Genomic DNA, 20,039 nt, shown 5'->3' with positions numbered 1-20,039 from the left:
ACCACAGCGAAATGACGCTGTGGCAGTGGACATAACCCCGCGTTACAAGGGGTTGCGGGGCGGGCGGGGATTCGTCGGGCAGGGGGTGGGGTCCGTAGGGTAGGGAGAAGCCAGTGGCCCCTCGATCGAGGAGTGGCCGCTCATTCTCTTTGTTCCCGGTGTGGTGCGCAGCTCTCGATCGCGCGAAGACCAGTCGAGTCGGGTGCCCAGAGACAACGCGTCTCGCAAGGCTCACCGGACCACGCCGTGGCTCCGTCGCGCAGGCGCTTCTCCACGCGAAAGTTCTCCCACGCATGTCTGCGTCCGTAGTTGCTGCACCCTCTTCCTCCCCCGCGCCGGACACCACGGCCGCCAGCACCGCCAGCACCGCCTTCTCCGACCTGCCCGACGCGCTGATCGCCGCGCTCGCCGTGCAGGGCATCACCGCGCCGACCTCGGTCCAGGCCGCGGTGATCCCCGACGCCCGCGCCGGCCACGACCTGCTGGGTCGCGCGCAGACCGGATCGGGCAAGACCCTCGCCTTCGGCCTGCCCGTCCTCGCCCGCCTCGAGGGTGAGCGCAGCCGCCCGAACTTCCCCCGCGCGATCATCGTGGTCCCGACCCGCGAGCTGGCCCAGCAGGTCAGCCGGGCGCTCAACCCGCTGGCCAACTCGCTGAGCCTGAAGATGACCACGGTCTACGGCGGCACGCCCTACGACCGCCAGGTCCGGGCGCTGCGCAACCGCGCCGACATCGTCGTGGCCACCCCGGGCCGTCTCGACGACCTGATCAAGCAGGGCCACTGCAAGCTCGACGACATCCAGATGACCGTCCTCGACGAGGCCGACCACCTGTGCGACCTGGGCTTCTACCCCGCCATCGACAAGCTGGTCTCGATGACGCCGGCCGGCAGCCAGCGGATGCTGCTCTCCGCCACGCTCGACGGCGACGTCGACCGCCTGGTCCGCAAGCACCTGCGCGACCCGAAGGTGCACCAGCTCGACCCCAACTCCGGCGCGGTCACCACGATGACCCACCACACGATGGTCGTCGGCGGCTTCCGCGACAAGGTCGACGCCGCGGTCAAGCTGGTCACGGCCAACGGCCGCACGATCCTCTTCACCCGGACCCGCGACGGTGCCGTCGAGCTGGCCGAGGCGCTCACCGCCGCGGGCGTCGACGCGGTCGACCTGCACGGCAACCTCTCGCAGCGCGTGCGTGAGCGCAACCTGCACAAGTTCTCCTCGGGCAAGGTGCAGGCCGTCGTCGCCACCGACGTCGCCGCGCGCGGCATCCACGTGGACGGCATCGACCTGGTCATCCACTTCGACCAGGCCAACGACCCGAAGGCCTACCTGCACCGTTCGGGCCGTACGGCGCGCGCCGGCAGCAGCGGGTGCGTCATCACGATCTCGACGCCGAAGTTCGTCGACCAGCTGGTGCGCCTGCAGCGCAGCGCCGGCGTCCAGGTGCGTCACCACGACATCCGGACCGCCCCGCAGCCGATGACCGCCGAGGCGCTGGCCGTCTCCGGCGACACCAACGCGCCGCGGCCCTCGTCCTCGTCCTCCTCGCGCCGCCCGGCCCCGGGCGGTCGCCCGCCGTACGCCGGCGGCGCGCGGCGCCCCGAAGGCCGCTCCGGCGGCCGCAACGACTCACGCGGACATGAGCGTCGCCGCTCCTTCTGAGCAGCGAGCTGACGTTGCCCCCCACCAGGGGCCGCCCGGACACGCTCCGGTGACGCGTTGACACCACGAGCCTCCGCCCCTCACGGGGCGGGGGCTCGTTCTCGTTCGGGCCGCAGACCGGTCCATGCCGCACCCGGCGCGCCTCCTACCCGCAGGTAACTGGTGGATCGCACGCACCAGGTGCACGGGAACCTCCAGTTACCTGTCGGTCACCTGGGCGCCAACGACAGCAGGGCCGCCCCGACGGGACGGCCCTGCTCGCGGGTTCGGCGCCCGCACGCTCACACGAGCGTTCTCTCAGTCGATCAGAACGCAGCCTCGTCGAGGTCCATCACCGACAGGTCGGTGGCGGCGGCGATGGCGCGCTCGGCGCTGATCTTCGGCAGCAGGCTCTGCGCGAAGAACTGCGCAGCGGCGACCTTGCCCTCGTAGAAGGCCTTGTCCTTGCCGGGGTCACCGGCCAGCTTGGCCAGCGCGACCTCGGCCTGGCGCAGCAGCAGCCAGGCGCAGACCACGTCGCCCAGGGCCATCAGCAGGCGGCTGGTGTTCAGGCCGACCTTGTAGATGTTGCGCGGGTCGCCGCCCTCGGCGCGGGCGTCGGAGGACATCAGGTCGTTGATCATCGCGCCGACGATCGCGTTGGTGTCCTCCAGCGCGGTGGCGAGCAGCGCGCGCTCGGCCTTGAGGCGACCGTTGCCCGCCTCGGAGGCGAGGAACTTCTCGATCTCGCCCGCGATGTGGCCCAGCGCGCGGCCCTGGTCCTTGACGATCTTGCGGAAGAACAGGTCCTGGCCCTGGATCGCGGTGGTGCCCTCGTAGAGGGTGTCGATCTTGGCGTCGCGGACGTACTGCTCGATCGGGTACTCCTGCAGGAAGCCCGACCCGCCGAAGGTCTGCAGCGACTCCGTGCCGAGCAGCACCCACGAGCGCTCCGAGCCGTAGCCCTTGACGATCGGGAGCAGCAGGTCGTTGATCGCCTCGGCGAGCTCGTTGCGCTCGCCCTTGTGCGCGGCGATCTGGACGTCGTCCTGCCAGGTGGCGGTGTAGAGGACCAGCGCCCGCATCGCCTCCGCGAAGGACTTCTGGGTCATCAGCGAACGGCGCACGTCGGGGTGGTGGGTGATCGTGACGCGCGGCGCGGTCTTGTCGGCCGACTGGGTGAGGTCGGCACCCTGGACGCGCTCCTTGGCGTACTCCAGCGCGTTGAGGTAGCCGGTCGACAGGGTCGCGATGGCCTTGGTGCCGACCATCATCCGGGCGTTCTCGATCACGTCGAACATCTGGGCGATGCCGTTGTGGACCTCGCCGAGCAGCCAGCCCTTCGCGGGCTCGCCGCCGCCGACCTGCGGGTCGCCGAAGGTGACCTCGCAGGTGTTGGAGACCTTGATCCCCATCTTGTGCTCCACGTTGGTCACGTAGACGCCGTTGCGCTCGCCGGTCAGCTCGCCGGTCTCCAGGTCGAAGTGGTGCGTGGGCATCCAGAACAGCGAGAGGCCCTTGGTGCCCGGGCCGCCGACGCCCTCGACGCCCTCGGGGCGGGCGAGCACCAGGTGCATGATGTTCTCGCTCATGTCGTGCTCGGCGGAGGTGATGAAGCGCTTCACGCCGGTGATGTTCCAGGTGCCGTCCTCGTTGGGGACGGCCTTGGCGCGGCCCGCGCCGACGTCGGAGCCGGCGTCCGGCTCGGTGAGGACCATCGTGCAGCCCCACTGGCGCTCGACCATGAACTGCGCGACGCGCTTGTCGCGCTCGTTGCCGTTGTCGTACATGACGCCCGCGAACGGCGCGCCGGCGGCGTACATCCACACCGGCGCGTTCGAGCCCAGGATCATCTCGCCCATCGCCCAGTTCAGCGACGAGGGGGCCGGGGTCCCGCCGAGCTCCTCACGGATCTGCAGGCGCCAGAACTCGGCGTCCATCCAGGCGCGGTAGCTCTTCTTGAACGACGCCGGGACCGGAGCCGTGTGGGTCTTGGGGTCGAACACCGGAGGGTTGCGGTCGCTGTCCTCGTAGGAGGCGGCGAGATCCTCGCGGGAGAGCCGCTCGACCTCGGCGAGAACCTCGCGCGCGGTCTCGGCGTCCACCTCCGCGAAGGGACCCTGGCCGAGGATCTCCTCGCGGCCGAACACCTCGAAGAGGTTGAACTCGATGTCGCGCAGGTTGCTCTTGTAGTGGCTCACTGACCCACCTTTTCGCGTCGGGGTACCGGTCACGGGAATCCGGTCCTGGGTGTTTCGGTGCGGCCGGGAGCCGCAGCTGGAGACGGCACAGAGCAGTTCTGCTACTCGCCAGTAACCTAATGGTGCCTCGTGTGGCCGGGTTCGCGCAACAGATCACCCCCGAACGTGACGCAGGCCCCGCCGCGGGGCGAGGTCTCAGGGGGCCCCGCGGGGCTCCTCGGGGCGGTCCAGGGCCTCGGTGAGCTCGTCGACCACGAGCAGGTCGTGGCGCACCTGGCCGGCCCGGAACGACGCGCGCCCGACCATGTGGCTGGCCACCGGGGTGGTGATCATCTGCATCAGCGCCACCAGCGCCAGGAAGGCGATCACCTCGGGCTCGCGCAGCCTCAGGGCCAGGCCGGTCAGGACCAGCAGCAGGCCGAGGACCTGCGGCTTCGTGGCGGCGTGCATCCGGCTGAGCAGGTCGGGCAGCCGCAGCACGCCGATCGCCGCGGTCAGCGCCAGCAGGGCGCCGGTGAGCAGGCAGACGGCGGCCGCGACGTCCGCGACGGTGCTCCAGTCGATCTGGCTCATGGGTTCTCCCGGTCCCGCTGCTCGGCCTCGATGTCGTCGCTGCCCTTGGTGAAGCGGGCGATGCTCACCGAGCTGACGAAGCCGAGCAGGCTCAGCGTCAGCAGGATCGGCAGCGTGTAGGTGTGCCGGTTGTACGCCGCCTCCAGGGCGACCGAGCAGATCAGCACCGCCACCAGCACGTCGAGGGCGACCGTGCGGTCCAGCAGCGTCGGCCCGATCGTCGTACGCATCACCAGCAGGAACCCGGCGACCGCCAGCATCGCGGCGCAGAGGATCAGCACGAGGGTCACGAGGCGTTCTCCTTCGTGGGGGGGAGCGGCACCCGGTCCGCGCCGAGGGCGTGCACGACGCGGGCCTCCAGGTCCAGGACGCTGGCCCGGAACCGCTCGACGCCCTCGAGGTCGGCCACGTCGAGCACGTGCAGGAACAGGGTGTGGGTGGAGCGTCGGGCCTCGACCACGATGCTGCCGGGGACCAGCGAGACCATCTCGGCGACCACCGTGAGCACGAAGTCCGACGGGGTGCGCAGCGAGACCGCGATGACGGCGTTGCTCAGGACCTGGTCGCGCCGCAGCGTCACGCCGGCGACCTGGACGCTGGCCACGACGACGTCGCGCAGGAACCGCGCCACCAGGACGGCCAGCGGCCAGGGACGCGGACGCACCCCCATCCGCACCGGCGGCAGCGGGAAGAGCAGGCAGACGCCGACCGCGACGAGCATCCCGCCGACGACCAGCAGCAGGGTCACGTCGCCCCACAGGACCAGCCACACCAAGGTCAGCCAGGCCACCACCGGGAGTTGGACGGCGCGGTAGCGGGCCGGCCTGACGCTGCCGTCGCGGCGCGTGCGCATCACCGGGCTCATCGGCCGTCTCCCAGCACAGCGCCGATGTAGATGTCGCGCTGCAGCAGGTCCTCGGCCGCCCGGTCGGTGAACCCGAAGAGCGGGCCGGCGACGACGGTGAGCAGCAGGCTGAAGGCCACCAGGCCGGCCGTCGGCAGCACCATCGCCAGCGGCAGCCGGTCGGGCTGGTCGCCGTCGCGGATCAGCTGGTAGAGGTCGCGGTCGGGCTCGTCGTCGTCGCGCAGGCGGCGGGCCGCCTCGAGGTCGGAGTGGTTGAAGGTGCCGCCGCCGGTGTGGATGTGGCTGCGGTGCCGCACCATCGGCCCGCTGCTCTGGTCGAGCACCGAGAGCACGGTGGCCTCCAGGGCGGTGGCCGGGCGGGGACGATCGCCCGCGTCGAAGCCGGGGTCGGGCAGCGCCTGCGCCATCGCGTGCGCCTGCTCCGGGGTGCGCCAGAAGGCGAGGCCCCAGGTCTTGGCGATGGCGTACAGGGTCAGCAGGCTGGTCACCGTGCCCGCCGCGACCAGGGTCAGCGCCAGCGGGGTCCCGGTGTCGAGGCCGGCCTGGAGCAGGCCCACCTTGCCCAGGAAGCCCGACAGCGGCGGGATCCCGGCCAGGTTCATCGCCGGGACGAAGAACAGCAGCCCGAGCAGCGGTGAGAGCGCCGCCAGGCCGCCGAGCCGGACCAGCGAGGTGCTGCCGGCGCGGCGCTCGATCAGGCCCACCACCAGGAAGAGCGAGGTCTGGATGGTGATGTGGTGGGCGACGTAGAAGATGGCGCCCGAGAGGCCCGCCTCGGTGGCCAGCGCGATCCCGAAGATCATGTAGCCGATGTGGCTGACCAGCGTGAAGGACAGCATCCGCTTGATGTCGGACTGGGCGACCGCGCCCAGGATCCCGACCACCATGGTGAGCAGTGCGGCCCACATCAGCAGGTCGGTGAGCGGGCTCTCGGGGAACAGCAGGGTCTGCACCCGCAGGATCGCGTAGACGCCCACCTTGGTGAGCAGGCCGGCGAACACCGCGGTCACCGGAGCCGGGGCGGTCGGGTAGCTGTCGGGCAGCCAGAACGACAGCGGGAAGATGGCGGCCTTGATCGAGAACGTGACCAGCAGCAGCAGCTGGAGCATCAGGCTGACGTGGCCGGGGAGGTCGCTGATGCGCTCGGCGAGCTGGGCCAGGTTCATGCTGCCGGTGGCCGCGTAGATGGTGGCCAGCGAGATCAGGAACAGCGTGGAGGACAGCAGGTTCACGACCACGTAGATCGTGCCGGCCCGGATCCGGGCCCCGGTGCCGCCGAGGGTCAGCAGCACGTAGCTGGCGAACAGCAGCATCTCGAAGCTGACGAAGAGGTTGAACAGGTCGCCGGCCAGGAACGCGTTCGAGACGCCGGCGACGAGCACCAGGAACGTCGGGTGGTAGACCGACAGCGGCGCCTCGCGCTCGTCGTCGCCGGTCATGCCCTGGCCCAGGGAGTAGGCGAGCACGGCCAGCGTCACCACGGCCGAGACCAGCAGCATCAGCGCCGAGAGCCGATCGGCGACCAGGGAGATGCCCAGGGGCTCGGGCCAGCCGCCGACCCAGATCACCTGCGGCCCGTGCCGGTCGGCCTGGACCAGCAGCACCGCGGCGATGCCGGCGACCGCGGTCAGGGTGGCGAAGCTGACCGCGCGCTGGCCTTGCGGGTGGCGCGAGAGCACCAGCGTCGCGCCGGCGCCCAGCAGGGGCAGGATCACCGGGAGCGGGACGATCTCGTTCATGCGCCCTCCTCCAGCGGCTGCTCGTCGGTCTCTCCGGCCGAGCTGAGGTCGTAGCTGTCGGACGCGTCGTCGGCGGCGGCGAGCCGGCGGATGGCGGCGTCCTCGACGTCGTCCTGGACGTCGTCGTGGGCGTTGAGCTGCCAGCTGCGGTAGGCCATCGCCAGCAGGAAGGCGGTGGTCGCCAGCGTGATCACGATGGCGGTGAGCACCATCGCCTGGGGGAGCGGGTCGGCCAGGTCGCCCGGGTCGCCCGCCCCGACGATCGGGGCGTCCCCGGCCGGTCCGGCGGAGACCAGGAACGCGATGCTCACGCCGTTGCTCATCAGGATCAGTCCCACCAGCACGCGGCTCAGGCTGCGCTCGAGCAGCAGGTACACCCCGCAGCCGATCAATGCCGCCGAGGTGATCACCAGGGTCAGGTTGGCCTCCATCAGCTGCTCACCTCCTGGGTGTGTGCGCGGTCCTGCTCCTCGCGCAGGATCTGGCGGTCGATGCGGGAGCCGAGGGCTCGCAGCAGGTCGAGGATCAGGCCGACGACGACGAGGTAGACCCCGACGTCGAAGAAGGTCGAGGTCACCAGGTGCACGTCACCGAGCACCGGGATGTGCAGGTCGACCAGCGCGCTCTGCAGGACCGCGCCGCCGAAGGCGAGTGGGGCCAGCCCGGCCAGCGCGGACACGGCGAGCCCGACCCCCATCAGTCGGCCGGCGTCGATCGGCGCTGCCTCGTCCAGCTCGTAGCGCCCACCGGCGAGGTAGCGCACGATCAGGGCGAGGCCGGTCACCATGCCGGCGGCGAAGCCGCCGCCGGGGAGGTTGTGCCCGGCGAGCAGCAGGTAGATCGAGAACACGATGATCGTGTGGAAGACGAGCCGGGTGACGACCTCGAAGATGATCGAGCGGCGGTCCGGGCGCATCGTGCGCGGCCCCGGCAGCCAGACCCGGCGTCCGGGCGCGGTGGGGACCTTCTCCACGGTCGGCGGCTGCGGGATCTCGTGCACCCGGCGGATGCCCGAGGTGCGGCTGTCGAGGAAGATCAGGCTGGCCACGCCGGTGGCGGCCGCGAGCAGCACCGAGATCTCGCCGAGGGTGTCCCAGGCGCGGACGTCGACGAGGATGACGTTGACGATGTTCTTGCCGCCGCCGTAGTCGACCGCCTCCTTGGGGAACTCGGCGGAGACGGGGATCGCGGTGCGGGCTCCGGTGGCGACCAGCAGGAACCCGGCCACCGCGATCCCGGTCGCGGCGCCCAGCGCCATCCGCCAGAAGCGGTTCCGGCTCAGCGGGCGGTCGGTGAAGTACTCGGGCAGCCGGCGCAGCACCAGCACGAAGACCACCACCGAGACGGTCTCCACCAGCACCTGGGTGAGCGCCAGGTCGGGGGCGCCGTGCAGCGCGAACAGCATCGCGGTGCCGTAGCCGGTCACGCCCACCAGCAGGACGGCGCGCAGTCGGCGGCGAGAGCGGGTCGCCATCAGGGCGGATGCGGCCATCACGATCGCGACCAGGGCCTGTGCGGGGGTGTCCCAGGCCACCACGTCGATCTCTCCGGACAGCCCCGCCACCAGCGTCCAGCCGGGGAAGACGAGCACCGCGACCAGGATGATCGCCAGGTACGCCGCCACCGAGCCGCGCTGCGTCGTACCGGTGACCTCGACCGCGAGCCGGTCGACGCTGCGCATGGTCCAGCGGTAGCCACGCTCGGCGCTCCAGGCGTGGGCCATCCGGGCCTGGAGCCGGGCGACCGAGCCGCGCCCGGCGAAGGCGGCCAGGCCCAGGGCCACGGCCAGCAGCGAGATCGCCAGCGGGATCCCGAAGCCGTGCCACAGGGCCAGCTCGGCGTCGTGGACGCCCATCGGGAAGGTGTCGGCGTACGGCGCCTCCTGCTCGGTGAGCGGGTGGCCGGCCAGGCCCAGCACGAGGGTGAGCCCGGCCAGCAGCACCGGGGCGGCGGCGAAGCCGGCGGGCACGGGCTGCGCCGGGGTCGGCTCGGGGTTCATCACCCGCGACTTGGTGGCGAACGTGCCCCACACGAAGCGGGCGGAGTAGGCGACGGTCAGCACGGAGCCGGCGAAGACGCCGGCCAGCAGCGCCCAGCCGGCCAGGCTGGACAGCCCGGTGCCGTCGCCGTTGCTCTGGGCGACGTCGAGGAGCGCCGCGAACACGCTCTCCTTGGCGACCCAGCCCAGCGCGGGTGGCAGACCGGCCATCGAGGCGGCCGCGATGCAGGCGGCGACGGCCACCACCGGCATCGTGCGCCCCACTCCGGAGAGCTCGCGCAGGTCGCGGGTGCCGGTGCTGCGGTCGACGATGCCGACGACGAGGAACAGCGTGGCCTTGAACAGGGCGTGGGCGAGCAGCAGCGCGACCCCGGCCAGCGCCGCGCTGCGGGTGCCGAGGCTGAGCACGACCAGCAGGAAGCCGAGCTGGCTGACGGTCCCGTAGGCGAGCAGCAGCTTGACGTCGATCTGGCGCAGCGCCCGCCAGCCGCCGACCAGCATGGTCAGCACGCCCAGGGTGAGTACGACGCCGCGCCAGCCCGGGCTGCCGGCGAAGGCGGGTGCGAGCAGCGCGACCAGGTAGACGCCGGCCTTCACCATCGAGGCGGCGTGCAGGTAGGCGCTCACCGGCGTCGGGGCCGCCATCGCGGCCGGGAGCCAGAAGTGGAACGGCACCAGCGCCGACTTGCTCAGGGCGCCGACCAGGACGAGCAGGACCCCGACCGTGATCGCGGTGCCGCTGGGCGGGTCGGCGAGGATCTCGCTGATCCGGTAGGTGTCGGCCGCGCTGCCGATCAGCAGCATCCCGACGAGCATCGCGAGCCCGCCGAGCGTCGTCACGATCAGCGCCTCCGTCGCGGCCTGACGGCTGGCGCGCTTCTCGGGGGAGTGGCCGATCAGCAGGTAGGAGAAGACGGTGGTCAGCTCCCAGAAGACGTAGACCAGGAGCAGATCGTCGGCCAGGACGAGGCCCAGCATCGCCCCGACGAACGCGGTGAGGACGCCGGCGAAGCGGCCCAGGCCGGGGTCGTCCTCGGCGAAGTACCAACGGCAGTAGGCGAGCACCAGGGCCCCGATCCCGACGACCACCAGCGCCAGCACCCACTGCAGGGCCCCGAGCCGGAAGGCGAGGTCCAGACCGAGGCTGGGCACCCAGCCCACCACCTCGTCGAGTGTGTCGCCCTCGCGCACCGCGCCGGCCTGGGCGAGCACCCAGGCGGTGGCCCCGGCGGGCACCAGGGCGAGGGCCAGGAAGGCGCGGCGTCCGAGGGCGCCGATGAGCGGTGGCGCGAGTGCGGCAACGAGGAAGTGGACGCCGACGATCGTGAGCAAGCGGGGGCCTTCGCGGTCCGTGGGGTTGTCAAGGGCGTGTGGACGGACGCACGGGAGCAGGGGTCGGGGCGCGCGACCGATGCCACCAGCCTAGTCGGGCGGCGGTGGGCGCGCTCATTTGACAACCCAGGCGGAAGTAACTCTACTAAGACAGTAAGGAAATGAACTCGATGTACTTAAGCGACGAAGTCGACGCCTCGTCAGACCGGATGGAACCGCAATGCGCAAGCTGATCGTCCTGGCCTTCGTGGGCCTGCTGGCTCAGTTGATCGACGGCTCGCTCGGGATGGCGTACGGAGTCACCTCGTCCACGCTGCTGCTCGCGGCCGGGGTCGCCCCCGCGGCCGCGTCCGCCGCCGTGCACTTCTCCGAGATCGGCACCTCGCTGGTCTCGGGGTTCTCCCACCACAAGCTCGGCAACGTCGACTGGCGCACCGTGTCGATCCTGGCCTTCCCCGGCTTCGTCGGGGCCTTCGCCGGGGCGACGTTCCTGTCCAACATCGACGGCGGGACGGCCAAGCCCTGGGTGGCCGGCATCCTGCTCGTGCTCGGCGTTTACGTGATCTGGCGCTTCCTGGCGCTGGGCGGGCGCCGGCCGCAGTTCAAGAGCCGCCCCTCCGCGGGCTTCCTGGCTCCGATGGGCCTGGTCGGCGGAGCGCTGGACGCCATCGGCGGCGGCGGCTGGGGTCCGGTGGGCACCACCACGCTGCTCTCCTCGGGCCGGCTCGAGCCCCGCAAGGTGGTCGGCTCGATCGACACCTCCGAGTTCGTGGTCGCCGTGGGCGGCTCGCTGGGCTTCATCCTGGCGCTGGGCTCCTCGGGGATCGACTGGACGATCGCCGGCGCGCTGCTCGCCGGTGGCGTGGTGGCGGCGCCCGTCGCGGCCTGGCTGGTGCGCAAGCTGGCGGCGCGCGTGCTCGGCGTCGCGGCTGGCGGCCTGATCATCCTCACCAACTCCAAGACGATCGCCGAGACGCTGGGTGCCTCCGGCCAGCAGGTCGTCGCCCTGGCCGTCGTCCTGTTCATGGCCTGGGTGGCCGGCATCGTGTGGGCGGTGCGTCAGGAGCGCCTGGCCCGCCAGGCCGAGCCGGTAGAGGAGGCGCTCGCCTCGGTGTGAGGCAGCGCCGCGGGGTCCCAGAGCCACTGAGTCGAGTGGACCTCTCGACAAATCTGACAGACTGGCCCCATGCGCGTCTCCGCCAAGTCCGACTACGCCTTGCGTGCCCTCATCGAGATGGCAGGGCGCACCGACGGGGTGCCGGTGAGCGCTGAGGAGATCGGCCGCCTCCAGGACATCCCGCACGGCTTCCTGCAGGCCATCCTGGCGGACCTGCGCCGCTCCGGGATCGTGGTGTCGCAGCGCGGCCAGTCCGGCGGCTGGCGGCTGGCCCGCCCCGCGCAGAGCGTGTCGGTCGCCGACGTGATCCGCGCCGTCGACGGTCCGCTGGTCTCGGTGTACGGGCTGCGCCCCGAGGCGGTCAGCTACAACGAGTCCGCCGAGGTCCTCCAGCACGTCTGGATCGCCGCCCGCCGCTCGCTGCGCGACGTCTTCGAGCAGGTCAGCATCCAGCACCTCGCCGACCGCGCGCTGCCCGACGCGGTGACCACCCGTACCGCCGACGAGGACGCCTGGCAGCCGCACTGACCGCGGCAGGGGTCGCGAGCGAGCGCCGGAACTAGAACACGTTTCAGCCGCCCTCTACGATGCCCCCATGATCACCTCCGACGACGTCATCTGGAACGCGCCCGACGGCGAGCACCCGGCCCGGCGCGCCTCACAGCGCTCGTACTCCGCGGCCTGCCACGGCGACCTGGAGGAGTGGCTGGCGGCGTACCGCGAGGACGCCGTGGTGGAGGACCCGGTCGGGCCGTCGTGGTTCGACCCCGAGGGCGCCGGACACCGGGGGCACGCGGGGATGCGCGCCTTCTGGGACAAGGCGATCGCCCCGGTCCAGCGGTTCACGTTCACCATCCACGACTCCCACGCCAACGGCGCCACCTGCGCGAACGTCGGCACGATCACCGCCCGGTTCGCCGACGGCACGGTCGTCGACACCGACCTGGTGATGGTCTACACCGTCGACGACGCGGGTCAGGTGGCGTCGATGCGGGCCTTCTGGGAGCCCGAGCGGTCGATGGCCACCGCCCGCAAGGAGTGAGCCGGCTCAGTCGCGCGCGGCCGCGGTGAGCCACTCGACCAGCGGGCGCAGCGCCTGCCAGTCCGCGCGGACCGCGTCGACGAGGTCGGGGGAGTGGATGACGTCGTCGAAGCCGTAGTGGTGCACCACTGCGAGGCTGCGGTGGCGCAGCAGCTCGATGCGCGGGTGGCTGGCGTCGTACCCGCGCGGGGACGTCTTGAGCCGGTCGCCGCCCACCTCGAATCCCTGGCCGCGCAGCTCGTCGAGCAGTCGGGCCAGCTCGCTGCCGGTGCGCTCGTCGGCCATCGCGGCGCGGATCGCGGCGAGCCGGTCGGGTGAGGCGCGGTAGAAGCCGGCCTCGCTGAAGACCCCGCGCGCCGAGAGCTGGACGTACCAGCCGGTGGCCTCGCCGACCGCGACGAAGGCGCCCTGATGCTCCTTGTAGGGCGTCTTGTCCTTGGCGAAGCGCACGTCGCGGTAGGGCCGGAACACCTTGGCCTCCCCGAACTCCGGGGCCAGCGCCGCGCACAGCGCGACCATCGGCGCGCGCACGCAGTCGAGGTAGACCTGCTTGTGCTTCTCCCAGAACGACCGGGTGTTGTCCATCTCCAGGTCGTCGAAGTAGTCGAGGGCGGCGACGGGGAAACCGGTGAACTCCACGCCCCAGAGCCTACGAGCGGCTCAACCGACGGGCGCGCTGACCTGCTCGTCGCCGCCCTCGCTGAGCGCGCTGAGCGTGAGCCGGTCGCCCCCGCAGCGGGGCTCGCCGACCAGGCCCGGCTCGCCGGGCGTCTCGTAGACGACGCTCAGCTCATCGCCGTCCCAGCGCATCAACCGCGCCGGGTCGCCGTCGCGCTGCGGGTCCTGGGCGAAGTACGCCGCGCCGGCGCACCAGGTCAGGCTGCCGGAGGTGCCCGCGCCGAGGTCGAAGTGGCCCCGCGCGTTGCTGGCGTAGAAGTGCGCCGACTCGATCTGGTTGGCCTTCGGAACCACCGACCAGGCGCGCCCGTCCTCGAGGAGCAGCCCGTCCCAGCCCTTGCAGTCGGTCACGTCGGGGAACGGCGTCGCCTCCTGGTCGCTCAGCTCGAGCACCGTGAAGCAGGAGGGCCGGGAGTCGTCGAAGGAGAGCAGGCTGGTGCCGGCCGGGGTGATCCGGGCGTTGGTGAAGCCGTGCCGCTTCGGGGCGCACCAGGCCGACTCCGAGTCGCCGGAGCCGAGGTCGACGCGGGCCAGGCAGTAGCTGCCGCCCTCGCCGTACGTCGCGTGCGCGAGCGTGCTGCCGCCGGTCGCGCCCGGACCCAGGGCCCAGGTGCCGCCGTTGACGGTCGGCGGGGTGGAGCGGTCGTCGAGGACGGTGCGCCGACCGGTGTCGAGCTCGATCACCGTGGCCACCGCCGCCCGCTCCTCGAGCTTGTCCTGGGCGACCACGACGGCGTACCGCTCGTCGAGCAGCGCCTCGCTGATCCGCCGGCCCTTGCCGGCGGGGATCGTGGTGGGCTTCGGGCCCTGCAGGCTCGCCTGGGTCCCGCCCCGGTTCACCCGTAGCGTCCAGTCGCCGCCCGTGGTCACCACGTCCTCCATCGATCCGCCGACCGGCTCCCAGTCGAGGAGGTCGGTGCTCGCTCGTGCGGTCGCCGGCTCCGCGGCGGTGCCGCCGCTGGGCCCGGAGGCGCTGGAGCCGACGGTGCCGCCGCTGGGCCCGGAGGCCGAGCCCGAGTCGGGGGCCGGGTCGGAGGTGGGGGCAGGGTCAGAGGCAGGGTCGGAGTCGCTGCCGCAGGCGCCGACGACCAGCAGTAGCGCGGCCAGCGCCGTGGCGCGACGAGCCCGCATCAGACGCCGATGTTCTGCTGGAAGTGCGCCTGGTTGGCCCGGTAGCTGCGGTAGGCGTGGCGCCACTGCACTCGGCGCAGGAAGGGCTCGGAGGGGTCGAAGCGCTGCTGGTTCCACGGCTCGAAGTAGCCCAGCTTGATCGGTCCGCTGCCCTTGCGGTAGCCGCGGCCCACCTGGAAGTGCCCCGAGGCGTCGTCGTCGAGGTAGGGGAAGTACTGCTTGCGCAGCACCGGGTGCAGGATCACCGGCGCGCGGTAGTCGGCGATGTGGCGCATCTGCAGCAGCGCCCACTGCTCGAAGGACCACCCGGCGATGCTGAGGGTCACGTAGGTGCCGGCGCGGTCGGCGCGGTCCCAGCCGGTCGCGGCGTTCGTGACGCGGACCATCTCGGTGATGGCCGTGCCGCTGCGGGTGGTGCCGAGCCGGCTCGCCCAAGCGCCCTGGCCGCGGTAGTTGCCCCAGCCCCAGGCGATCATCTGCATGCTGGCCGGGCCGCACCAGTACGTCGTGGTCTGCTCGGCGGTGTCTCGATTGCGCAGCACGACCGCCCGGTCGGGGTAGTCCGCGATGCCCTTGGCCCGGCCGGCGGCGGCCGTGGTCCGGGCCGAGACGCCGGGTGCGGTGCTGGGGGTCACCTCGGGGTGGCGGGCCAGGAAGCCGGCGGGCAGCGGGGCGCCCTGGACCTGGTGGCGCAGCAGCACGACCTTGGCGACCGAGCGTGCCGCCGCTACGAGCTCGCGGCGCTCGGCGCGGGCGCGGGCGGCGGGGCTCATCGAGGCGACGCGACGGGCGAGAGCGAGGGCGTCGAGGTCGCCGGTGCTCTCCGGCTTCCGGCCCCGCGCGGCGCGGCTGACGACGGTGCGCGCCGAGGCCGCGACGCGGGCCTGGACCTGGCGCTCGGTCTCGGTGGTCCAGCCGGTGTTCAGGCAGTAGCGCTGTCCCTCGAACTGCGCGCACCGCACCGCGTCGGCGGCGAGCTGCTCGGGTGCGAGCTTGCCGCTGCGGCGGGCGCTGGCCGTGCCTGCCGACACCACCCGATCGATCTCCGCCTGCATCTGCGGGGTCACCGTGCCCGACCCCGCGACCAGGGCGTCGGCCGCGGCCGGCGACGCGGGCGCTGCTGCGGCGGCGATCGCGCCTCGGTCGCCCTGGCCGTCGGGGAGGAGGGGGACCAGGGCGAGGGCGAGCGTCAGGGTGGAGGCGACGATGACGAGACCGCGGCGGGGACTGGCGAGGGAAGTGCGGCGGGACATGGGGGAAGGCCTAACGCAGGGGGAAGGTGGAACTTGTCCCACTGTCCCCAATGACCCCAAAAGTCGTCAAGTCTCCCACCAGTCACACGAGAAACACGAGAGCGACACGCCGAGAGAATGACAACCGTGTAATTCATGGGCCAGGGAAATGCAGTGAGCCGCCGGAGCCCGGTGTCCGGGCCGACCAGCGGCTCATGTGGTGCGTGGAGCGGACGACGAGACTCGAACTCGCGACATCGACCTTGGGAAGGTCGCGCTCTACCAACTGAGCTACGTCCGCACGACCGGATGACCGGCCGCGCACATGCTAACGGATCAAGCGGTGCCCTGGGGAACCCCGGGGTCGGCGTGGCGCTCGGCCATCGCCTCGAGCCGCTCGCCGAGGAAGTGCTCGGCGCGCGCCAGGTGCGGGTGGCGGGCGCTCACGGTGTCGCCCGAGGAGCGCCCGGTGATCCGCCGGTGGACCCACGGTGCGGCGAAGGTGCGCGCCCAGGTCAGGTCCTCGCGGACCTTCTCGCGACCGGTCGACTCCGGCACCTCGCTCAGCGGGAGCGGGACCAGGTCGTGCTCGACGCCGAGCGTGTCGAGGACGGCGATGGCCATCCGCTGGTGTCCGGCCGGGCCCATGTGCATCCGGTCGGCGTCCCAGTAGCGCCAGTCGCGGTACTCGCGCAGCCGCCAGTAGTCCAGCAGCGTCGCCCCGTGCCGGTCCGCGACCTCGCGCACGAGCTCGTTGTAGAGCGCGAACCGGCCGCGCACGGGGCGGTAGATCCCGGTGCCGCCGGGGTCGGTGGCGGTCCACACGACGAGTCGGGCACCGGTCGCGGCGAGGCGGCCCAGCGCCGCGTCGTAGCGCTCGATCAGCGCGTCCAGATCGACCTTGGGTCGCAGGATGTCGTTGGCGCCGGCGTAGATCGTGATCAGGTCCGGGCTCAGCGCGATCGCGGGCTCGATCTGCTCGGCGATGATGCCGTCGAGCTTGCGCCCGCGGATCGCGAGGTTCGCATAGCCGAAGTCGGGCGTCTGCGAGGCCAGCACCTCGGCCACCCGGTCGGCCCACCCGCGCAGGCCGTTGGGGCGCGTCGGGTCGGGGTCGCCGACCCCCTCGGTGAAGGAGTCGCCCAGGGCGACGTAGCGATGGAACGTCATGACATTAGTTTCCTTGGTGGACCCAACCGGTGCCGTCCGGGGGTGGCGCTGCACGGCACTGGCGGGCGCAGCTGGCTGCCCCGGACGGCGTACGCCGGTAAGGTGCGCTCGTGCTGCTCTCCGACCGTGACATCCTCAGTGAGATCGACTCCGGGCGGGTCGCGCTCGACCCCTTCGCACCCGAGATGGTGCAGCCCTCGTCGATCGACGTGCGGCTCGACCGGTTCTTCCGGGTCTTCGAGAACCACAAGTACCCCCACATCGACCCCGCCGAGGACCAGCCGGACCTCACCCGGGAGGTCGAGCCCGAGGGCGACGACCCGTTCATCCTGCACCCCGGCGAGTTCGTGCTCGGCTCGACCTACGAGCGGGTCGACCTGCCCGACGACATCGCCGCCCGCCTGGAGGGCAAGTCGTCGCTGGGGCGCCTGGGCCTGCTCACCCACTCGACGGCCGGGTTCATCGACCCCGGCTTCTCGGGTCACGTCACCCTCGAGCTCGCCAACGTCGCCAACCTGCCGATCAAGCTCTGGCCGGGCATGAAGATCGGGCAGCTGTGCTTCTTCCGGCTCACCTCCCCGGCGCAGCACCCCTACGGCTCGTCGGCGTACGGCTCGCGCTACCAGGGGCAGCGGGGACCGACGCCGTCGCGCTCGGCGCAGTCGTTCCACCGCACGCCCATCTGAGCGCTGCACGCCACCCGTCCCGCGTCCAGGGTGGGACGGCCATTGACGGGACCCTGGGTGCTGAGGTTAGGCTCGCCTTAGTCCCGTGAAAGGCGTCCCATGACCACCACCGCCGTGCACCGCCTGCCGATGATCCTCGACGAGGTCGAGGTGGTCGCGGTCGAGCGCCTTTCGCCCTCCTTCGTCCGCATCGAGCTGGGCGGCGCGGTCCTCGCCGACTTCGGCGTCGACGGGACGCCGCTCTACGACCAGCGGGTGAAGCTGGTCTTCCCCAACGCGCGCGGCGAGCTCGCCTCCTTCGAGGGCGCCGACGAGTCCTGGTGGAGCACCTGGCAGGCGATCCCGGCGGAGGACCGCGGCCACATGCGGACCTACACCGTGCGCGCCGTCCGCGGCTCCGGCGTGGACACCCGCCTGGTCATCGACTTCGTGCTGCACCTCGCCGAGGGGGCCACCGGGCCGGGCTCGTTGTGGGCCGCCGGCGCACGGGTGGGCGATCGCCTGGTGCTGATGGCGCCGCGCCGTGGCCAGATGTTCGGCGGCATCGAGTTCGCCCCGGGCGACGCCTCCTCGCTGCTGCTCGTCGCCGACGAGACCGCGGTCCCGGCCGTGGCCAGCATCCTCGACGACCTGCCCGACGGCACCCTGGGCACGGCCTTCCTCGAGGTTCCGCTGACCGGCGACGTGGTCCCGGTCCGTTGCCCCGAGGGGATGAACGTCGTGTGGCTGCCGCGCGAGGGCGCCCCGCAGGGCGAGCGTCTGCACCAGGCCGTGCTGGACCACCTCGGCGTGCCCGTGGACGGTCCCGTCGAGATCCCCGCCGACGCCGACCCGGACCTGTGGGAGACGCCGACCTACTCGTCCTCGGGCGACGTGGTGGCTGCCGCGGACGTACCGTGCTCGCGCTACGACGGGCTCTACGCCTGGATCGCCGGTGAGTCGGGCGTCGTCACCGGCCTGCGTCGCCACCTGGTCAAGGAGCTCGGGATGGACCGCTGCCAGGTGGCCTTCATGGGCTACTGGCGCCGCGGCGTCGCGATGCGCTCCTGACCCTCAGGCACGCGCCTGGGTGAGTACGACGTTGCCGCTGACCGTGCTGGCCCGCAGCTCTACGTGCTCGGAGTCGGGGTCGGGCTCACCGACGCCGGGCAGCTCCGAGCGGATCGATCCGCTGATCGTCGAGATGTCGGTCCAGACCGGTAGCCCGCCCGGGACCCCGACGCGGACGCTCCCGGACGCGCTCTTGACGGTGAGCCGCCCGCGCCGCAGTGTGGCCACGTCCAGGTCGCCGCTGCCGGTGCGCAGGGAGACGTCCGTGCCCGCGTCGTCGACGCGCAGGTCGCCCGAGCCGGTCTTCACCGCCGCGGGCCCGGTGCTGGTCTCGATGCTCACGTCGCCCGAGCCGGTCGAGACGGCCACCGGGGCCGCGGCGTAGCGGACCTGGACGCTCCCGGAGCCGCTCTTGACCCGCAGCTCCCCGTGCACCTCGTCGAGGCTGACGTCGCCCGAGCCGGTCTCCACCAGCGAGGTGGCACTCAGCACCTCGCAGCGGATCCGGCCGCTGCCCGAGCGCAGGTGTGCCGCGCCCAGCTCGCCGAGGGCGGTCAGGTCGGCGCTGCCGGTCCGGGTGATCAGCCGGCTGCCGGCGGGCACGGTGACGTGTACGTCGAAGGCGGCCTGGGTGCGCAGGAACCCCATCCGGGGATGCGGCGCCAGGACGTCGAGGCGGTCGTCCTCAAGGCTGACCAGGACGGCGTCGGCGTCTGGTCCGGTCACGGTGACGGTGCTGCGGGTGGCCGGCTCGGCCGGGTCCACGGCGGTGACGTGCAGGGAGCCGGCGTCGAGCTCGACGTTGACGGTGACGGGCTCGGGGGTGGCGAATTCGTGCGTGCTCATGGGGGTCTCCCGGGTGGGGTGGGGAGCGGTCAGAGCCAGCCGGTCATCCGGCGAGGCCCGCGACCGCCGGGCTTGAACGGGTCGCTGCCGAAGAACGGGATGCTGGACAGGTCGATCTCGACGTTGACGGCGCCCTCCTGGGTGGCGCTGCGCACGACGTTGACCAGCCAGGTGTTGAGCGAGTGGCCGGAGCGGGCGGCGAGCTCCTCGGCACGCGCCTTGACCGACTCGGGGATGCGCAGGGTGATCCGGGCGACCGCGTCGTCCTCGAGGCTCTCGGCGGCCGGCGCGGACGGCGGCGGAGGTGCCGGGCTGGGTGCGGCGGGCCCCTGCGGGTCGTCGGACTGGACGACGAAGTCGAGCTCGCGCCCGGCCAGCCGGACGTCGACGCTGCCGGCCGCCATCTCGGTGGTGATCTCCGCGGCCGCCTGGCTGATCGCCTCCATCAGCGCGAGTCGGGCCGCCGGGTCGAGGGCCAGCGTCAGCCGCTCGGCGGCCGCCCGGGTCTCCTCGCTGCCGGTCCCGGCGGCCGCGACGAGGTCGCGGCGCAGGCTCTCGACGTACGGGGTGATGTCCATGCGCACCACGCTGACATCAAAGTGACACCACGTCAAGCGTCACGGTGACATTGCTGTGACGCGTCCGGGATTGCGGCGTTGGGCGTTGGGGCCGGAGGGGCAGAGCTGTCCTCTGGTGCGGAGGGGGTGTGCGCGGGCGTCAACTACTGATGCT

Annotated in this window: 19 protein-coding genes and 1 tRNA gene; 6 read left to right on the top strand and 14 right to left on the bottom strand. The window is 72.1% G+C overall.

Annotation, left to right across the window (positions count from 1 at the left end; genetic code table 11):
* Positions 1-293: 293 nt before the first annotated feature.
* Positions 294-1,667 carry a DEAD/DEAH box helicase gene (locus tag AC6EI4_RS16555; protein ID WP_498419696.1) on the top strand — a complete coding sequence of 458 codons (1,374 nt, stop codon included), beginning with the start codon at positions 294-296 and terminating at the stop codon, positions 1,665-1,667.
* 305 nt (positions 1,668-1,972) lie between these two features.
* Here AC6EI4_RS16555 and AC6EI4_RS16550 read toward each other — a convergent pair whose 3' ends face one another.
* The 7 genes from AC6EI4_RS16550 to AC6EI4_RS16520 form a co-directional block, all read right to left on the bottom strand.
* Positions 1,973-3,847: an acyl-CoA dehydrogenase gene (locus tag AC6EI4_RS16550; protein WP_498419694.1), complete on the bottom strand. Its 1,875-nt coding sequence runs from the start codon at positions 3,845-3,847 to the stop codon at positions 1,973-1,975.
* A 195-nt stretch (positions 3,848-4,042) separates the two neighbouring features.
* Positions 4,043-4,420: a monovalent cation/H(+) antiporter subunit G gene (mnhG, locus tag AC6EI4_RS16545; RefSeq protein ID WP_498419693.1), complete on the bottom strand. Its 378-nt coding sequence runs from the start codon at positions 4,418-4,420 to the stop codon at positions 4,043-4,045.
* Complete coding sequence (locus tag AC6EI4_RS16540; protein ID WP_498452132.1) at positions 4,417-4,710, bottom strand: MrpF/PhaF family protein; 294 nt, start codon at positions 4,708-4,710, stop codon at positions 4,417-4,419. The genes mnhG and AC6EI4_RS16540 overlap by 4 nt, the downstream gene beginning before the upstream one ends.
* Positions 4,707-5,285: a Na+/H+ antiporter subunit E gene (locus tag AC6EI4_RS16535; RefSeq protein WP_498419689.1), complete on the bottom strand. Its 579-nt coding sequence runs from the start codon at positions 5,283-5,285 to the stop codon at positions 4,707-4,709. Before AC6EI4_RS16535 ends, AC6EI4_RS16540 begins: the two co-directional genes overlap by 4 nt.
* Positions 5,282-7,024 carry a Na+/H+ antiporter subunit D gene (locus AC6EI4_RS16530; protein ID WP_498419687.1) on the bottom strand — a complete coding sequence of 581 codons (1,743 nt, stop codon included), beginning with the start codon at positions 7,022-7,024 and terminating at the stop codon, positions 5,282-5,284. The genes AC6EI4_RS16535 and AC6EI4_RS16530 overlap by 4 nt, the downstream gene beginning before the upstream one ends.
* Complete coding sequence (locus AC6EI4_RS16525) at positions 7,021-7,455, bottom strand: Na(+)/H(+) antiporter subunit C (RefSeq protein WP_498452131.1); 435 nt, start codon at positions 7,453-7,455, stop codon at positions 7,021-7,023. Before AC6EI4_RS16525 ends, AC6EI4_RS16530 begins: the two co-directional genes overlap by 4 nt.
* Positions 7,455-10,355 carry a Na+/H+ antiporter subunit A gene (locus tag AC6EI4_RS16520; protein ID WP_498419683.1) on the bottom strand — a complete coding sequence of 967 codons (2,901 nt, stop codon included), beginning with the start codon at positions 10,353-10,355 and terminating at the stop codon, positions 7,455-7,457. Before AC6EI4_RS16520 ends, AC6EI4_RS16525 begins: the two co-directional genes overlap by 1 nt.
* A gap of 220 nt (positions 10,356-10,575) precedes the next feature.
* Here AC6EI4_RS16520 and AC6EI4_RS16515 point away from each other — a divergent pair, with 220 nt between their 5' ends.
* The 3 genes from AC6EI4_RS16515 to AC6EI4_RS16505 all read left to right on the top strand — a co-directional run bounded on the left by AC6EI4_RS16515 (position 10,576) and on the right by AC6EI4_RS16505 (position 12,514).
* Entirely contained in the window at positions 10,576-11,472 is an 897-nt protein-coding gene (locus AC6EI4_RS16515) for a sulfite exporter TauE/SafE family protein (protein WP_498452130.1), read from the top strand.
* A gap of 69 nt (positions 11,473-11,541) precedes the next feature.
* On the top strand, positions 11,542-12,000 hold the full coding sequence (locus tag AC6EI4_RS16510) for an RrF2 family transcriptional regulator (protein ID WP_498419679.1): 459 nt from the start codon (positions 11,542-11,544) through the stop codon (positions 11,998-12,000).
* A gap of 67 nt (positions 12,001-12,067) precedes the next feature.
* Positions 12,068-12,514 (top strand): nuclear transport factor 2 family protein, encoded by a 447-nt coding sequence (locus AC6EI4_RS16505; RefSeq protein WP_498419677.1) that lies wholly within the window; start codon positions 12,068-12,070, stop codon positions 12,512-12,514.
* 6 nt (positions 12,515-12,520) lie between these two features.
* Here AC6EI4_RS16505 and AC6EI4_RS16500 read toward each other — a convergent pair whose 3' ends face one another.
* The 5 genes from AC6EI4_RS16500 to AC6EI4_RS16480 form a co-directional block, all read right to left on the bottom strand.
* The gene (locus AC6EI4_RS16500) at positions 12,521-13,153 is read right to left on the bottom strand and encodes a DUF2461 domain-containing protein (RefSeq protein WP_498419675.1); all 633 of its coding nucleotides are present in this window, start codon (positions 13,151-13,153) and stop codon (positions 12,521-12,523) included.
* A gap of 21 nt (positions 13,154-13,174) precedes the next feature.
* Entirely contained in the window at positions 13,175-14,323 is a 1,149-nt protein-coding gene (locus tag AC6EI4_RS16495) for a hypothetical protein (protein ID WP_498452129.1), read from the bottom strand.
* Positions 14,323-15,576, bottom strand: coding sequence for a C39 family peptidase (locus tag AC6EI4_RS16490; protein WP_498452128.1), 1,254 nt, complete (start codon positions 15,574-15,576; stop codon positions 14,323-14,325). The genes AC6EI4_RS16495 and AC6EI4_RS16490 overlap by 1 nt, the downstream gene beginning before the upstream one ends.
* 204 nt (positions 15,577-15,780) lie before the next feature.
* Positions 15,781-15,856, bottom strand: a tRNA-Gly gene (locus AC6EI4_RS16485).
* A 35-nt stretch (positions 15,857-15,891) separates the two neighbouring features.
* On the bottom strand, positions 15,892-16,725 hold the full coding sequence (locus AC6EI4_RS16480) for an SGNH/GDSL hydrolase family protein (protein WP_498419535.1): 834 nt from the start codon (positions 16,723-16,725) through the stop codon (positions 15,892-15,894).
* Positions 16,726-16,835: 110 nt separating this feature from the next.
* On the opposite strand from AC6EI4_RS16480, the gene dcd reads away from it, so the two are divergent.
* Together dcd and AC6EI4_RS16470 are read left to right on the top strand one after the other, a co-directional pair.
* On the top strand, positions 16,836-17,411 hold the full coding sequence (dcd, locus tag AC6EI4_RS16475; RefSeq protein ID WP_498419533.1) for a dCTP deaminase: 576 nt from the start codon (positions 16,836-16,838) through the stop codon (positions 17,409-17,411).
* 99 nt (positions 17,412-17,510) lie between these two features.
* On the top strand, positions 17,511-18,461 hold the full coding sequence (locus tag AC6EI4_RS16470; protein ID WP_498419531.1) for a siderophore-interacting protein: 951 nt from the start codon (positions 17,511-17,513) through the stop codon (positions 18,459-18,461).
* 3 nt (positions 18,462-18,464) lie between these two features.
* Here AC6EI4_RS16470 and AC6EI4_RS16465 read toward each other — a convergent pair whose 3' ends face one another.
* Together AC6EI4_RS16465 and AC6EI4_RS16460 are read right to left on the bottom strand one after the other, a co-directional pair.
* Positions 18,465-19,307, bottom strand: coding sequence for a DUF4097 family beta strand repeat-containing protein (locus AC6EI4_RS16465; protein WP_498452127.1), 843 nt, complete (start codon positions 19,305-19,307; stop codon positions 18,465-18,467).
* Between the two features lie 29 nt (positions 19,308-19,336).
* On the bottom strand, positions 19,337-19,885 hold the full coding sequence (locus tag AC6EI4_RS16460) for a toxin-antitoxin system HicB family antitoxin (RefSeq protein ID WP_498452126.1): 549 nt from the start codon (positions 19,883-19,885) through the stop codon (positions 19,337-19,339).
* Between the last annotated feature and the right edge of the window lie 154 nt (positions 19,886-20,039).

The organism is Nocardioides sp. Z43_10, assembly GCF_059766615.1.
The sequence above is the reverse complement of the archived record's forward strand: the minus strand, read 5'-3'. Positions and strand labels throughout refer to the sequence as shown.